11 protein-coding genes are annotated in these 13,732 nt (G+C 63.7%); 2 read left to right on the top strand and 9 right to left on the bottom strand.

Annotation, left to right across the window (positions count from 1 at the left end; translation table 11 throughout):
• Positions 1-26: 26 nt before the first annotated feature.
• The 9 genes from rpsA to gyrA form a co-directional block, all read right to left on the bottom strand.
• Positions 27-1,733, bottom strand: a complete 1,707-nt coding sequence (gene rpsA, locus AC56LU_RS15990; protein ID WP_497176602.1) for a 30S ribosomal protein S1 — start codon at positions 1,731-1,733, stop codon at positions 27-29.
• A 306-nt stretch (positions 1,734-2,039) separates the two neighbouring features.
• Entirely contained in the window at positions 2,040-2,702 is a 663-nt protein-coding gene (cmk, locus tag AC56LU_RS15995; protein WP_497176603.1) for a (d)CMP kinase, read from the bottom strand.
• Between the two features lie 42 nt (positions 2,703-2,744).
• Positions 2,745-4,088 carry a 3-phosphoshikimate 1-carboxyvinyltransferase gene (gene aroA, locus AC56LU_RS16000; protein WP_497176604.1) on the bottom strand — a complete coding sequence of 448 codons (1,344 nt, stop codon included), beginning with the start codon at positions 4,086-4,088 and terminating at the stop codon, positions 2,745-2,747.
• Positions 4,085-4,990, bottom strand: a complete 906-nt coding sequence (locus tag AC56LU_RS16005; protein ID WP_497176605.1) for a prephenate dehydrogenase — start codon at positions 4,988-4,990, stop codon at positions 4,085-4,087. The genes aroA and AC56LU_RS16005 overlap by 4 nt, the downstream gene beginning before the upstream one ends.
• Entirely contained in the window at positions 4,987-6,093 is a 1,107-nt protein-coding gene (hisC, locus tag AC56LU_RS16010) for a histidinol-phosphate transaminase (RefSeq protein WP_497176606.1), read from the bottom strand. The genes AC56LU_RS16005 and hisC overlap by 4 nt, the downstream gene beginning before the upstream one ends.
• 24 nt (positions 6,094-6,117) lie before the next feature.
• Positions 6,118-7,188, bottom strand: a complete 1,071-nt coding sequence (pheA, locus tag AC56LU_RS16015; protein WP_497176607.1) for a prephenate dehydratase — start codon at positions 7,186-7,188, stop codon at positions 6,118-6,120.
• Between the two features lie 175 nt (positions 7,189-7,363).
• Complete coding sequence (serC, locus tag AC56LU_RS16020) at positions 7,364-8,455, bottom strand: 3-phosphoserine/phosphohydroxythreonine transaminase (RefSeq protein ID WP_497176608.1); 1,092 nt, start codon at positions 8,453-8,455, stop codon at positions 7,364-7,366.
• A gap of 15 nt (positions 8,456-8,470) precedes the next feature.
• Complete coding sequence (locus tag AC56LU_RS16025; RefSeq protein ID WP_497176609.1) at positions 8,471-9,016, bottom strand: DUF2059 domain-containing protein; 546 nt, start codon at positions 9,014-9,016, stop codon at positions 8,471-8,473.
• A 49-nt stretch (positions 9,017-9,065) separates the two neighbouring features.
• The gene (gene gyrA / locus AC56LU_RS16030; RefSeq protein WP_497176610.1) at positions 9,066-11,681 is read right to left on the bottom strand and encodes a DNA gyrase subunit A; all 2,616 of its coding nucleotides are present in this window, start codon (positions 11,679-11,681) and stop codon (positions 9,066-9,068) included.
• A 473-nt stretch (positions 11,682-12,154) separates the two neighbouring features.
• Between gyrA and ompA the strand changes: the two genes are divergently transcribed.
• Together ompA and ubiG are read left to right on the top strand one after the other, a co-directional pair.
• Positions 12,155-12,868, top strand: coding sequence for an outer membrane protein OmpA (ompA, locus tag AC56LU_RS16035; protein ID WP_497176611.1), 714 nt, complete (start codon positions 12,155-12,157; stop codon positions 12,866-12,868).
• 144 nt (positions 12,869-13,012) lie between these two features.
• Complete coding sequence (gene ubiG / locus AC56LU_RS16040; protein ID WP_497176612.1) at positions 13,013-13,714, top strand: bifunctional 2-polyprenyl-6-hydroxyphenol methylase/3-demethylubiquinol 3-O-methyltransferase UbiG; 702 nt, start codon at positions 13,013-13,015, stop codon at positions 13,712-13,714.
• Positions 13,715-13,732 lie beyond the last annotated feature (18 nt).

Genomic DNA, 13,732 nt, shown 5'->3' on the forward strand with positions numbered 1-13,732 from the left:
GCTAGCTCCCGGTCAGGAATGAAGCTTTAGTTCTTGTTGTCGAACTTGGCCTTCAGCAGTGCACCCAGGCTGGTGGTGCCCGAAGCAGCGCTGTTGTCGTTGGCCAGCTTGCTCATTGCTTCCTGGGTGTCGACATTGTCTTTCGCCTTGATCGACAGCTGGATGCTGCGAGCCTTGCGATCGATGTTGATGACCAGGGCTTCGACCTTGTCGCCCACTTTCAGGTGGGTGCCGGCGTCTTCCACGCGGTCACGCGAGATTTCCGAAGCGCGCAGGTAGCCTTCGACTTCTTCGCTCAGCGCGATCACGGCGCCCTTCGGCTCAACCGATTTCACGGTGCCGGTGACCAGGGTACCCTTGTCGTTCAGCGACGAGAAGTTGTTGAACGGGTCGCCTTCCAGCTGCTTCACGCCCAGCGAGACACGCTCGCGCTCGACGTCGATTGCCAGCACGACGGCTTCCAGCTCGTCGCCCTTCTTGAAGCGACGCACGGCTTCTTCGCCGGCTTCGGTCCAGGAAAGGTCCGACAGGTGCACCAGGCCGTCGATGTTGCCCGGCAGGCCGATGAACACGCCGAAGTCGGTGATCGACTTGATCGAACCCTTGACCTTGTCGCCCTTCTTGTGGGTCATGCCGAAGTCGTCCCATGGGTTCGCCTTGCACTGCTTCATGCCCAGCGAAATACGGCGACGCTCTTCGTCGATTTCCAGAACCATGACTTCCACTTCGTCGCCCAGCTGGACAACTTTGTTCGGCGCCACGTTCTTGTTGGTCCAGTCCATTTCCGACACGTGGACCAGGCCTTCGATACCCTGCTCGACTTCGACGAACGCGCCGTAGTCGGTGAGGTTCGTGACTTTACCGAACAGGCGGGTGCCTTGCGGGTAACGACGCGACAGACCGGTCCAAGGATCGTCGCCCAGCTGCTTGACGCCCAGCGAGACGCGGTTCTTTTCCTGATCGTACTTGAGGACCTTGGCGGTGATCTCTTGGCCAACCGACAGGACTTCCGACGGGTGACGCACACGACGCCATGCCAGGTCGGTGATGTGCAGCAGGCCGTCGATGCCACCCAGATCCACGAACGCGCCGTAGTCGGTGATGTTCTTGACGACGCCGGTCACCACGGTGCCTTCTTTCAGGGTTTCCATCAGCTTCTGGCGCTCTTCGCCCATCGAAGCTTCGATGACGGCACGGCGCGACAGCACGACGTTGTTACGCTTGCGGTCCAGCTTGATGACCTTGAATTCCAGGGTCTTGCCTTCGAACGGGGTGGTGTCCTTGACCGGACGGGTGTCGACCAGCGAACCCGGCAGGAATGCGCGGATGCCGTTGGTCAGGACGGTCAGGCCGCCCTTGACTTTACCGTTGACGGTACCGGTGACGATCTCGCCCGATTCCATTGCTTTTTCCAGAGCCAGCCACGATGCCAGGCGCTTGGCCTTGTCGCGCGACAGGATGGTATCGCCGAAACCGTTTTCCAGCGATTCGATGGCCACGGAGACGAAGTCGCCGATCTGGACTTCCAGCTCGCCCTGGTCATTCTTGAATTCTTCGACCGGAATGAAGGCTTCCGACTTCAGGCCGGCGTTGACGATCACGAAGTTGTGATCCAGGCGCACGACTTCAGCCGAGATGACTTCGCCCGAACGCATGTCTTGACGCGACAGCGATTCTTCGAACAGGGCGGCGAAGCTTTCCATGCCGGTATCTTGATTGGTTGCAGTAGACATAAAGGTTAATACTCGAGTGAGCCCAGCAGGCCGGCGATAGTGCGGACTGAACTGGGGTTAGGTTGAAACACACCTGCGAAGGCAACATTGCTTTCGCAGGCACCTACAAGGACAACATGCCTTCGCACGTCGTCCCCGCGAAGGCGGGGACCCAATTTTGGGTGCGTACCACGGCGATGACTCGAGCCAACGGTGCGCAACGAACTTGGGTTACCGCCAGCGCGGAAATGACGACTCTTGGGCTAACGAGTCGTCATGCGATGGCGGTTTTCAGGCAAACAACACCCGACTCCCACCATCTGAAACTCATGCATGCGCATACCACGCCAACACCTGTTCGACCGCTTCCGCAGCAGTCATGTTCGAGGTATCGAGCAGGTGCGCATCCGCTGCCGGGACCAGGGGAGCGATCGCGCGCTTGGTGTCGCGCTCGTCTCGCTCCGTCAAATCCGACAGGAGATCGTCCATATTAGCAGAAATTCCTTTGTCAATCAATTGCTTATACCGGCGTTGCGCCCTTGCCTCGACGCTTGCGGTCAAGAAAACTTTTAATTTCGCGCCGGGAAAGATCACGGTGCCCATGTCGCGTCCGTCGGCCACCAGGCCGGGGGTCTCGCGAAAGCCTAGCTGCAAGCCGTACAGGGCCTGGCGCACCGTCGGCAGCGCGGCGATCTTCGACGCCATGTTGCCTACTTCCTCGGCGCGGATCGCACCCGTGACGTTCTCGTTATTGAGAAAAATGTCGCCGCCCACGAAGCGGGCCGGCAAGTGCTCCGCCAGCTTGGCGACGCCATGCTCGTCGCGCAACTCGAGGCCGCGACGGATCGCCTGCAGCGCGGTCAGGCGGTACAGGGCGCCGGAGTCGAGCAGGTGGAAACCGAGCCGCTCGGCGACTTTGGCCGCCACCGTCCCTTTGCCGGAAGCGGTCGGGCCATCGATGGCAATGACGGGAATGGGATTGTTCGGCATGGTTGTGTGTGTGGGCGGCCATGCCGCCCGAGCCTCATAAAATTAAAACAGTTCGTTCTTCGCGATACCGGCAAAGGCTTCAAAATATTCCGGGAAGGTCTTGGCCACGCATTTCGGGTCGTTGATGCGCATGGCGTTCCCGCGCCGCGCCTTGCCGTCGAGCGAGGCAAGCGAGAAGCACATCGCCATCCGGTGGTCGTCGTAGGTGTCGATGGTGGCTGGCTTGAGCTGCTCCGGCGGGGTAATGCGGATGTAGTCCGGGCCCTCCTCCACCTCGGCGCCCAGCTTGCGCAGTTCGGTCGCCATCGCGGCCAGGCGGTCGGTCTCCTTGACCCGCCAGCTGGCGATGTTGCGCAGGGTGCTGGGGCCGTCCGCGTACAGCGCGGCCACGGCGATGGTCATGGCGGCGTCCGGGATGTGGTTGAAGTCGGCATCGATCGCTTTTAATACGCCGTTCGAGCGCGCCTCGATCCAGTTCTCGCCGCGGGTCACGATGGCGCCCATCCGCTCGAGCGCGTCGGCAAAGCGCACATCGCCCTGGATGCTGTTCTCGCCCACGCCTTCCACCCGCACCGGCCCGCCGGCGATCGCACCGGCCGCCAGGAAGTAGGATGCCGACGACGCGTCGCCCTCGACGTGGATGCTGCCCGGCGAGGTATAGCGCTGGCCCGGGTGCACGGTGAACGAGGCCCAGCCGTTCTGCTCGACCGTCACGCCGAAGCGGCGCATCAGGTTCAGGGTGATCTCGATGTAGGGCTTGGAAATCAGCTCGCCGACCACGTCGATCGACACCGCATGGCTCACCGCCATCAGCGGCGCCGCCATCAGGAGCGCGGTCAGGAACTGGCTCGAGACGTTGCCGCGCACGGAGATCCGGTTGGCGTGGATGTGGCCGCGGCGGATGCGCAGCGGCGGGAAGCCCGGCTCGCCCGTGTACTCGATCTGGGCGCCGACTTCGTTCAGCGCGTCGACCAGGTCGCCGATCGGGCGCTCGTGCATGCGCGACACGCCGTGCAGGGTGTAGTCGCCGCCGATCACGGCCAGCGCCGCCGTCAGCGGACGGATCGCGGTGCCGGCATTCCCCATGAACAGGTCGGCCTCGTGCTGCGGCAAGGCGCCGCCTTTGCCGTGCACGACCACGGTACGCTCGTCGACTTCATCCCACTGGATGCCGAGGGAGCGCAGCGCGCCCAGCATCACCATGGTGTCGTCCGAGGCCAACAGGTCGTGGATGGTCGTCGTGCCCTCGGACAGTGCCGCCAGCAGCAGCGTGCGGTTCGAGATGCTCTTGGAGCCCGGCAGGCGCACGCTGCCCTCGACGTGGATCACGGGCTCGAGGTCGATGTGCTGCGGGTAGTGTTTTTGATGCGGTTTGGACGGCGTCATTCTGTATCCTGGTTCTGCGGAGGTGGCGGCGAGCCGGCCTCGATGGCCTCGATCCATTCGCGCCGCGCACGCTGCGCGTTGGCGAATACCGTTTCGAGGCCGCGTCCGTCGGCGGCGGCGAGCCGCGCCCGCAATGAAGTCAATTGTGCCAGATATGCATCGAGCTCGGTGAGCAAGGCCTCGCGGTTGGCCAGGCTGATGTCGCGCCACATTTCGGGCGAGGAGCCGGCAATCCGGGTGAAGTCGCGAAAGCCGCTGGCGGCGTACTGGAACAGCATGCTGGCGTGCGGCTTGGCGGCGATGTCGTCCACCAGCGCGTAGGCCAGCAGGTGCGGCAGGTGGCTGACGGCGGCGAATACGCGGTCGTGGTCCGTGGGGCTCAGCGTATGGATGAGCGCACCGCAGTGGCGCCACGCGTCCGCGACGCGTTCGATGTCGAGCGGGTCGTTTTCCCGCAGCGGCGTGAGCACGGCCTTCTTGCCGCGGTAAAGCGCCGCACGCGCCGCATCCGGACCGTTGGATTCGCTGCCGGCGATCGGGTGGCCGGGAACGAACTGCCTGACGCGCTCGCCCAACGCCATGCGCGCGCTTGCCACCACGTCGCATTTGGTGCTGCCGGCGTCGGTGACGACGGTCTGTGGCTCGAGCCAGGGCAGCAGCGACGCGAGGATCGCCCCGGTCTGTCCGACCGGCGCGGCCAGCAGCACCAGGTCGGCGCCCAGCATCGCTTGCTCGGGCGTGGCGCAGATTTCGTCGACGATGCCCAGCGCCAGCGCACGCGCCATCGCTTCCGGCTCACGGCCCAGCCCTGCCACGGTGCGTACGGCGCCGGCCTCCTTGAGCGCCAGCGCGAAGGAGCCGCCGATCAGGCCGACGCCGACGACGACGAGCCGGTCGATCATCGGCCGAGCACTTTCGTGAGCGCGGCGATGAAGGCGGCATTCTCTTCCGGCAGGCCGATCGAGACGCGCAGCCACTGGTGCAGGCCGTAGTTGCCGACCGGGCGCACGATCACGCCCTGCTGGAGCAGCGCCAGGTTGACGCGCGCGCCGGCCTGGTCGTCGTCGCCCACCCTCACCAGCACGAAGTTGCCGAACGACGGCACATACTGCAGGCCCAGCGCATCGAACGCTGCGGTGAGCTGCCGGTAGCCTTCGGCGTTGTTGCGCGCGCCCTTCTCCAGAAAGTCCTTGTCGTTCAGCGCGGCGATTGCGGCGGCCTGCGCCAGTGAATTGACGTTGAAGGGCTGGCGGATGCGGTTCATCAGGTCGGTCACGGCCGGCTGGGCGATCGCGAAGCCGACGCGCAGGCCGGCCAGGCCGTAGGCCTTGGAGAAGGTGCGCGAGACGACCAGGTTCGGGTACTTGCGCACCCAGCCGCTCGATTCGAACTGGTGCTCTGGCGCCAGGTATTCGTTGTAGGCCTCGTCCAGCACCACGACCACGTTGCTTGGGACCTTCTGCAGGAAGGCTTCGATTTCGGCGGCCGGGATGAAGGTGCCGGTCGGGTTGTTCGGGTTGGCGACGTAGACCAGGCGGGTGTCGCTTTGAATAGCGGCAGCCATCGCATCCAGGTCATGGCCGTAGTCCACGGCTGGGACCACGATGGCGCGTCCGCCCACGCCCTGGGTGGCCAGCGCGTACACGGCGAACGAGTACTGCGCGTACACGACCGATTCGCCCTTCTGCACGAAAGCATGGGCGGCGATTTCCAGGATGTCGTTGCTGCCGTTGCCCAGCGTGATCCAGTCGGCCGGGACATCGTAGCGCGCCGAGAGCGCGGCCTTCAGCTCGAAGCCGTTGGCATCCGGGTAGCGGCCGAGGTCGGCGGCTGCCTGCGCCATCGCGGCACGGCTCGATTCAGGGACGCCGAAGGGGTTCTCGTTGGACGCCAGCTTGACGATCTTGCTTTCGTCGAGGCCGAACTCGCGGGCGACTTCAGCGATGGGTTTGCCGGCCTGGTAAGGGGCGATGGCGCGGACGTAATCTGGACCGAATTTCGACATGTTTGTTCTCAATAAAAGTGGAAATCAGAGGCTCTGGGGATAGGAACCGAGCACCTTGAAGAAGGCGGCATTGTCCTTCAGTTCCTCGAGGGCGCGGGCGACACCGGCGTCGCGCACATGGCCTTCGATATCGACATAGAAGTAATATTCCCAGGTGCCGATGCGCGCCGGGCGCGACTCGAAGCGCGTCATCGAGACGTCGTGCTTCGCCAGCGGCGCCAGCAGGTTGTAGACGGCGCCCGCCTTGTTCGGCACGGCCAGCACGATCGAGGTATGGTCGCGGCCGGACGGGCCGGTTTCCAGGCTGCCGATCACGGCGAAGCGGGTGCGGTTGTGCGGGTCGTCCTGGATGTGGGCCTGCACCACGCCGAGCTGGTACTGCTCGCCCGCCATCTCGCTGGCGATGGCCGCCACGGTCGGGTCCTGGCTGGCCAGGATCGCCGCTTCGGCATTCGAGGCCACCGCGCGGCGCTCGATGCCGGGATGGTGCAGGTTGAGCCACACCTGGCACTGGGCCAGCGCCTGCGAATGGGCGCACACCACGGTGACGCCATCCATGCTGCCGGTCTTGCTCATCAGGCTGTGGTGCACCGGGATCGAGATCTCGCCGCTGATGACGGTGGTGGTGGCCAGCATCAGGTCGAGGGTGCGGTTGATCGCGCCCTCCGACGAATTCTCGACCGGCACCACGCCGAAGTCGGCGGTGCCGGCCTCGGTGGCGCGGAACACCTCGTCGATCGAGACGCAGGGCAGCGTCTCGATGGCCGTGCCGAACTGCTGGAACACGGCCTGCTCGCTGAAGGTGCCGGACGGGCCGAGATAGGCCACCGTGACGCGCTTTTCCAGCGCGCGGCAGGCGGACATGATCTCGCGGAAGATGGTCTGGACGTCGCGGTCCTTCAGCGGACCGGGGTTACGCTCGGCCACGCCGCGCAGCACCTGCGCTTCGCGTTCGGGACGGAATACCGGGGCATTGGTTTCGGCCTTCACGTGGCCGACCTGCTGGGCGATATGGCCGCGGCGGCCCAGGAGTTCCAGGATTTGCGCGTCGATCGCGTCGATCTGCTCGCGCAGGGGGAGAAGTTTGTCTGACATATCTGCTAACCAAAAATCGGGCGTTAAGCGATTCGCGGCTGTCCATGCTTCTGTTGAACGCGTGGGCAGGATACCTGCCCACCCTACGTTACCGTGGTTTTCGTAGGGTGGGCGGGTCCCCGCCCACGCGTTCAACCGGCCGATGCGTTGCCGCGCCGGCCGGTTGAACACATGATCAACGGCCTGCGAATTCGTTCAAATAATCGACGAGGGCCTGCACACCCTCGAGCGGCATCGCGTTGTAGATCGATGCCCGCATGCCGCCGACGGACTTGTGGCCCTTCAGTTGCAGCAGCCCGCGCGCTTTAGCGCCGGCCAGGAATTTGTCGTTCAGGGATTCGTCGCGCAGGAAGAACGGTACGTTCATGCGCGAACGGAATTCGTGCGAGACGCGATTCTGGTAGAAGTCGTCCGCGTCCAGCGCCGCATACAGCAGGCGCGCTTTTTCAATATTACGCTGCTCCATCGCCGCCACCCCACCCTGCTGCTTGAGGTGGGCGAACACCAGTCCGGCGATGTAGATCGCGTAGGTCGGCGGCGTGTTGTACATCGAGTCGTGCTCGGCCAGGGTCTTGAAGTGGAAGGCCGACGGGCAGATCGGCAGTGCGTCGTCCAGCAGGTCGTCGCGCACGATCACCAGGGTGAGCCCGGCCGGACCGATGTTCTTCTGGGCGCCGGCGAAGATCACGCCATATTTCGACACGTCGATTTGCCGCGACAGGATGTGCGAGGACATGTCGGCCACGATCGGCAGGCGCGGATCGACCTCGGGCACGAAGTTGTACTCGACGCCGTCGATGGTTTCGTTGGTGCAGATGTGCAGATAGGCGGCGCCGGGGCTCAGGTTCCACGCAGCCTGCGGCGGTACGCCGGTGAAGCCGGTCGTTTCGCTGCTGGCCGCCACGTTGGCGTGCGCGTAGCGCTTCGCCTCCTTGATCGACTTGCCCGACCACGAACCGGTGTGGACGAAATCGATCGTGGCGGGCTGGGCGCAGCATCCGGCCAGGTTCATCGGGATGATGGCGTTCTGGCCCAGTCCCCCGCCCTGCATGAACAAAATCTTGTAGTTGGGCGGCACCGCCAGCAGCTCGCGCAGGTCGGCTTCGGCCTGCTTGTAGATGGAGATGAATTCCGGACCGCGGTGGCTCATCTCCATGACCGACATGCCGCTGCCGTGCCAGTCCAGCATCTCGCTGGCGGCCTGCTGCAGCACTTCCTTCGGGAGGACGGCCGGGCCGGCCGAAAAATTGAATACCTGGGTCGTCATGCGGTCCTTTCTCCGTTACTGTTTCTGCAGTTCCTGCATCAGGTTCTGCATCATCTTGCCGATCCGCGGCATCATGATACGCTGGCCAACCGCCATGCTTTCAGACGACAGCCGCGGCGTGAGCGTCATCATTTTGCGGCCAAGCGGCGTCTGGTAGAAGGCCGTCAGCTGCCTGATCTCGTCGACCGTGTAGTTATTGGTGTACAGCGGCGTCATCTCCACGATCATCGCATCGATCAGGGTCGGATCGCTGAAGGTCTTGGCCATCGCCCCGATCATGCCCGGCAGCAGGCGCTCCATCCGCGCCATGGCTTCCTTCTTCTGTGCCTCGTTCAGCTGCGGATCAGCCTGAATCATGGCGGCGATCTGCTGGCGCATCATGGCCGGCATCGTCTTCTGCATTTCCGCGAAGCTGGCGGACAAGGTCTCGTGCATGTCGATCGCATCGAACATGGCCTTGACGGCGGCGGTGGCCTGCGGATCGGCGCCCGGCGCAGCCGAGGCAAACGAGGGGACCGCGAAAGCGGCGGCGGTGGCCAGGGCGAGGACGAACTTCTTCATGCGGTCTTCCAAAAAAAACGGGCCGCGCAAGGGCGGCCCGTCGGGTAGCTTACTGCGGCGCCTGTTCGATCTCGACCTCTTCCAGGTCGGTCTCGACGATGCGTTGCAGGCCGGACAGCTTGGTGCCGTCTTCCACCGCGATCAGGGTCACGCCCTGGGTCGCACGGCCCATCTCGCGGATCTCGGACACGCGGGTGCGGATCAAGACGCCGCCGGTCGTGATCAGCATGATCTCGTCGGTGGTGTCGACCAGGGTCGCGGCCACCACCTTGCCATTACGCTCGGAGGTCTGGATCGCGATCATGCCCTTGGTGCCGCGGCCGTGGCGGGTGTACTCCGTGATCGGGGTACGCTTGCCGAAGCCGTTCTCGGTGGCCGTGAGCACCGACTGCTGCTCGTTCTCGGCCACCAGCAGGGCGATGACCTGCTGCCCTTCTTCCAGGTTCATGCCGCGCACGCCGCGCGCGGTGCGGCCCATCGGACGCACGTCGTTCTCGTCGAAGCGCACCGCCTTGCCGCCGTCCGAGAACAGCATCACGTCGTGCTGGCCGTCGGTCAGTGCGGCGCCCACCAGCACGTCGCCATCGTCGAGGTCGACCGCGATGATGCCGGCCTTGCGCGGGTTGCTGAAGTCGCGCAGCGGCGTCTTCTTGACCGTGCCCAGCGAGGTCGCCATGAACACGTAGTGGTCTTCCGGGAAGGTGCGGTTCTCGCCCGACAGCGGCAGGATCACGGTGATCTTCTCGCCGTCCTGCAGCGGGAACATGTTGACGATCGGCTTGCCGCGCGAGTTGCGCGAACCCTGCGGCACTTCCCACACCTTCAGCCAGTACATCCGGCCGCGGTTCGAGAAGCACAGCATGTAGTCGTGGGTGTTGGCGATGAACAGCTGGTCGATCCAGTCTTCGTCCTTGGTCGCCATCGCCTGCTTGCCGCGGCCGCCGCGCTTCTGGGCGCGGTATTCGGCGATCGGCTGCGACTTCATGTAGCCGGTGTGCGACAGCGTGACCACCATGTCCTGCGGGGTGATCAGGTCTTCGGTTTCGAGGTCGCTGGCATTGTGTTCGATGACCGAGCGGCGGGTGTCCTTGCCGTTGTCTGCATAGTCGGTCTTGATCTGCACCATCTCGTCGCTGATGATGGTGGTGACGCGCTCCGGCTTGGACAGGATGTCGAGCAGGTCGGCGATGTGGTCCATCACTTCCTTGTACTCGTTGATGATCTTGTCCTGCTCGAGACCCGTCAGGCGCTGCAGGCGCATCTGCAGGATTTCCTGGGCCTGCTCGTCGGACAGCTTGTACAGGCCGTCCTGCTGCATGCCGTAGTGCTTCGGCAGGTGCTCCGGGCGGAATGCCTCGATACCGCCGGACGCACCCATCTCGGTACGGTTCAGCATCTCGCGCACCAAGGACGAATCCCAGGCTTTCTGCATCAGCTCGACCTTGGCGATCGGCGGCGTCGGCGCGGCCTTGATGATCGCGATAAAGTCGTCGATGTTGGCCAGTGCCACGGCCAGGCCTTCCAGCATGTGGCCGCGCTCGCGCGCCTTGCGCAGCTCGAACACGGTGCGGCGGGTGACCACTTCGCGACGGTGCGACAGGAAGCACTCGAGCATCTGCTTGAGGTTCAGCAGCTTCGGCTGGCCATTGACCAGCGCCACCATGTTCATGCCGAAGGTATCCTGCAGCTGGGTCTGCTTGTACAGGTTGTTCAGCACCACTTCCGGCACTTCGCCACGCTTCAGTTCGATCACCACGCGCATGCCCGACTTGTCGGACTCGTCGCGGATGTCGCTGATGCCTTCCAGCTTCTTCTCGCGCACGTTCTCGGCGATGCGCTCGAGCAGCGACTTCTTGTTCACCTGGTACGGGAGCTCGTCGATGATGATCGCGACGCGGCCGCCGTCCTTGCCGTATTCCTCGAAGTGGGTCTTGGCGCGCATCACCACGCGGCCGCGGCCGGTGCGGTAACCGTCGCGCACGCCCGAGACGCCGTAGATGATGCCAGCGGTCGGGAAGTCCGGCGCCGGGATCAGCTCGATCAGCTCGTCGATCGTGCAGTCCGGGTTGCGCAGCAGGTGCTGGGCGCCGTTGATGACTTCGGACAGGTTGTGCGGCGGGATATTGGTGGCCATGCCCACCGCGATGCCCGAGGAACCGTTGATGAGCAGGTTCGGGATCTTGGTCGGCAGGACGGTCGGTTCTTTTTCCTTGCCGTCATAGTTCGGCTGGTAGTCGACGGTGTCCTTGTCGATGTCGGCCAGCAGCTCGCTGGCGATCTTGTCCAGGCGGCACTCGGTGTAACGCATCGCCGCGGCGGAGTCGCCGTCGATCGAGCCGAAGTTGCCCTGGCCGTCGACCAGGGTATAGCGCAGCGAGAAGTCCTGCGCCATGCGCACCAGCGTGTCGTAGATCGACGAGTCGCCGTGCGGGTGGTACTTACCCATGGTGTCGCCGACCACGCGCGCGCATTTCACGTACGGACGGTTATGCGCGTAATTACTCTCGTGCATGGAGTACAGCACGCGGCGGTGCACCGGCTTGAGGCCGTCGCGCACGTCCGGCAGAGCACGGCCCACGATCACGCTCATCGCGTAGTCGAGGTAGCTCTTGCGCATTTCTTCTTCTAGGGAAATGGGAACTGTTTCTTTTGCGAATTGATCCATTGGGCGGGTCGACTGCTTTCAGGCTAATGATTATTGAGGGGACCTCGAAAACCGTCGCGAGCGGCAGCAGCGTTGGCTGAGGCGCGGAGCTGTACGAGAAGTACAGCGAGCACCGGAAGCCGACGATGCAACGCGCAGCAGGTTTTGGGGGTTCCCTTGAGTACAACGGACGATTCTACCATGGGCTACTTGGCACCAGCACAATTCCGTTTCTTGAGGCTGACCCTTCCACGATTCTCGATGCCGGCCCAGTACGCCCACCCAAATGTTGCGCTTAAACAACGTCAGGAAAAATATGCATTGCATTTGATTTAGGCGCAGTCGTGCGTTTTTGGTGCGTGTGGCAAAATGGACAGGAAATTAATTGTTTGTTTCACAATGCGGGATCGGCCCCCTTCCCTGGACGTGTTAGTATCTTGACTACAACGGCCCCGCTGAGTTTGGCTAGGCACTTACCCGAAAGGAAAAAGAATATGAATAAACTGGTAACCGTCGTGTTCGCTGCTATCGCCGCGATCGCGGGCAACGTCCATGCCCAGAGCGATGCGCCGTATGCACCGCTGACCACCGACATCCAGGCGCGTACCCCATACAGCGCCTATGTGCAGGACAGCCGCGGCGTGATCGCCCGCAATCCTTTCGGCCTGTGCTGGCGCACCGGGTACTGGACCCCGGCAGACGCTGTCCCGGGCTGCGACGCGCCGTTGTGCGTGCCGCCAGAGAAGCTGGAAAACGGCAAGTGCGTCGCTCCGCCGCCCCCGCCGCCGCCAGTGGTCGAGGCGCCTGCCCCGGCACCGGCCCCGGCGCCGGCCCCGGTCCCGACCTCGGAAAAAGTGTCCTACTCGGCTGACGCCTTCTTCGACTTCGACAAGGCCGTCCTGAAGCCGGCCGGCAAGGCAGCGCTCGACGACCTGGTCTCGAAGCTGGGCGACATGAACCTGGAAGTCATCATCGCCGTCGGCCACACCGACTCGATCGGCACCGATGCCTACAACCAGAAGCTGTCGATCCGCCGCGCCGAAGCCGTCAAGGCCTACCTGAAGGGTAAGGGCGTGGAAGAAAACCGCATCTACACCGAAGGCAAGGGCGAGAAGCAGCCGGAAGCCGACAACAAGAGCTCGGCTGGACGCGCCAAGAACCGCCGCGTGGAAATCGAAGTCGTCGGTACCCGTACCGTCAACAAATAAGCCTTGTTGCCCAAGGAACCCCGCTGCGGCGGGGTTTTTTTTCGTGTTTGGCGAGTGCAGGCGCTAGCGTGATGCTTGAGCAGGCCATTACATATTTTCCGTGCGGCATTCCGTGAACATCCTCATTTCCAGTATCATCCGCGTATGACTACGAACGCAGATCCATTAGAAATCCAGAAATTCAGCGAGCTGGCCCACCGCTGGTGGGATCCGACGTCCGAATTCCGCCCGCTGCATGAAATCAATCCGCTGCGCCTCGAGTGGATCAACGCCCGCGCCCCGCTGCTGGGCAAGAACGTGATCGACATCGGCTGCGGCGGCGGCGTGCTGTCCGAAGCCATGGCGCGCAAGGGCGCCAAGGTGACCGGCATCGACCTGTCGAAGAAGGCGCTGAAGGTCGCCGACCTGCACAGCCTGGAATCGGGCGTGGAGGTGCGCTACAAGCACATCGCGGCCGAAGAAATGGCGGCGGAGGAAGCCGGCCAGTTCGACGTCGTCACCTGCATGGAAATGCTCGAGCACGTGCCGGACCCGGCCTCGATCGTGCAGGCCGCGGCCACCCTGGTGAAGCCGGGCGGCCACGTGTTCTTCTCGACGCTCAACCGCAATCCGAAGTCCTACCTGTTCGCCGTCATCGGCGCGGAATATATCCTGCGCATGCTGCCGCGCGGAACCCACGACTACGCCAAATTCATCACGCCGGCCGAGCTGTCGCAGTTCGCACGGCTGGCGGGCCTGCAGGTCGACGGCCTCAAAGGCCTGACTTACAATCCGCTCACCAAGATCTACTCGCTCAACAACGACACCGATGTGAATTACATGGTGGCGTGCACCAAGCCGCTTTGAACCTCGCGCCCTGACCGA

Source organism: Telluria sp. PB2R4 (assembly GCF_059685695.1).